At 65.0% G+C, this 2,417-nt stretch carries 3 protein-coding genes; all 3 read left to right on the forward strand.

Going from position 1 to position 2,417, the window contains the following annotated elements:
* On the forward strand, positions 1-639 hold a 639-nt coding region (locus VFA60_11120; protein HZQ92335.1), incomplete at its 5' end, for a PepSY-associated TM helix domain-containing protein.
* 101 nt (positions 640-740) lie between these two features.
* Positions 741-1,118, forward strand: coding sequence for a hypothetical protein (locus tag VFA60_11125; GenBank protein ID HZQ92336.1), 378 nt, complete (start codon positions 741-743; stop codon positions 1,116-1,118).
* A gap of 12 nt (positions 1,119-1,130) precedes the next feature.
* The coding region (locus VFA60_11130) for a G8 domain-containing protein (GenBank protein ID HZQ92337.1) at positions 1,131-2,417 on the forward strand (1,287 nt) is incomplete at its 3' end.

Here is a 2,417-nt window from a genome sequence, read left to right on the forward strand (position 1 = left end):
ATCGCCAGTGCGGTGCTGGCGGCGGAGACGCTTCTTGGCCTGATCGTGTGGTGGCGGCTGAAGCGCGCGAGCATCAACTTCCGCGGCTCGTGGTTCCGGATTTGCTTCGACGCGCACAGCGCGCTCGGCATCTACTCGGCGATCTTCGTGCTGCTGGTCGCGCTCACCGGCTGCGTGATCGGGTTCGAGTTTGTCGAACCGCTCATTTTCAAGCTGACTCACTCGCAACCGTACCTGACGCAGCGCCCGCCGAAGTCCACGCCGGGACCGGGCTTGGTCACCGTTGACCAGGCGATCGCGATCGCGCGCCGGGCGCTTCCCGCAGCGACCGCGGTGACGACCATCCAACTGCCCGCCACGCCGACTGCCAGCTATGTCATCGGGCTGCGCGTTCCCGAGGAGACCTCGGAGGCCACGCACAGCTCTGTCTGGGTCGATCAATACAGCGGCGCGGTGCTGCGCACACAGAACTTTTTGACCGATTCCCTCGGTTATCGCGTCATTCGCTTCAATCGCTCGCTCCACACCGGCGACGTCTGGGGTGTGACCGGGCACGCCCTGATGGGTCTCACCAGTCTGCTCTTGGTCATCATGGTCGTGACGGGGACAATCATCTGGTGGAAAAAGTTGGCAGTGTGAACAAAGCGTTTCCCTCTTGTTGCTGGTTTCTCGCCAAACGTCGGCGGGCTGCCCACAACAATCGGCCAGGCCGGAAACGGCAAATTTCTAAGGAGGAGTGCATGGACCGCAAGACTTTGGCGCTGGCTCTGGCTTTGGTCTCGACTCTGGTATTGGCCTATGCCGTGAACGTCGACGGTACTTGGAGCGGCGAACTGCACACCCGCGAAGGTGGCGCCTTCCAGGTAACGCTCACGCTCAAGGCGCAAGGGGACAAGCTCACCGGAACCTACGGCCAAGGCGCGATGGAAGACGTCAACATCGAGAACGGCAGGCTGAGCGGCGACACCGTGACCTTCAGCATCACGCGCCAGGTGCGCGACCAGCAGATCAAGATCAGCTACACCGGCAAGGTCGAAGGCAACACGATGAAGCTGACCAGCCAGCGCGAAGGCAGCCAGCGGCCCGGTCCAGAGGTCACGCTGACGAAGCAGAAGTAAAGCGCCGACGCCGTGATCACGCGCAGGGATTTCATCGCCGGGCTCGCGGCCGGATCCGTTGCTCTCGGCCTGAACTCGAGCAGTTGGGCCGCCACACCGCTGCGCGTGCGCTCGGTTCGCAGCGGACCGTGGTCGAGCGCCGGCACGTGGGAGGGCGGTCAGTTGCCGGCGGCCGGCTGTGTTGTCACCGTCCGGCCCGGGCACGAAGTCCTCTACGACGTTGACTCGCGTGTGCCCGTTCGCATGCTCCACATCCAGGGGCGCGTGGTGTTCGCACGCGATCGCGATACCCGCCTCGATGTCGGCCTGATCAAGATCGGCGGCGTTGCGACGGAAGACGGCGCCAACTTCATGGCCCAGCGCGCGCCGGTCCCAATTCCGCGCCCCGCACTGCTTGTCGGCACGCCCGACCAGCCCATTCCTGTGCCGCACACCGCCCTCATCCGCCTGGTGTACTTCGCGGGATTTGATCGCGATACGCTGCCCGCGATTGAGTGCTGCGGCGGCCGCATGGAATTGCACGGTGCGCCGCTCAGCCGCACGTGGGTCAAGCTCGGCGCGCCGGTCCGGCGTGGCGACCGCGAGGTCGTGCTCAGCGGGCCGGTCAGCGGCTGGCGCGAGGGCGATCGGATCATCCTGACCGCGACGACGCGTCAGATCATCAACTTGAAGCAGCCGGAGCTCGATACGTTTAAGGAGAGCGTCCGCGACCTCACGCAGACGGAAGAACGCTTTATCGCCGCCATTACCGGTGCCCGCCTCATGCTCGATCGCCCCGCGGACTTCGACCACATCTGCAGCGGCCCGTATCGCGGCGAGGTCGCCAACCTGAGCCGCAACGTCATCGTCGAGTCGGCCGACCCCGCCGCGCGTGGCCACACGATGTACCACCACGGCTCGGCCGGCTCGATCAGCTACGCCGAGTTCCGCCGTCTCGGCAAGCGCGGCACGCTTGGCCGCTACATGCTGCACTTCCATCTGGTGCGCGATTCGATGCGCGGCAGCTCCGTCATCGGCGCATCGCTGTGGGACAGCGAGAACCGCTGGCTCACCGTGCACGGCACCGACTATCTCGTCGTGCGCGATTGCGTCGGCTATAACAGCATCGGCCACGGGTTTTTCCTCGAGGACGGCACGGAAGTTTTCAACGTTTTCGATCGCAATCTGGCGGTCCAGGGCCGTACGGGCAGGCCACTTCCGGGTCAGGTGCTGCCCTTCGACCACAACTCCGGCTCGGGCTTCTGGTGGGCGAACAGCCTGAACACCTTTACGCGCAACGTCGCCTGCGAGTGCGACGTC

The organism is Terriglobales bacterium (assembly GCA_035651995.1).
Lineage (GTDB): Bacteria > Acidobacteriota > Terriglobia > Terriglobales > Acidobacteriaceae > DASRER01.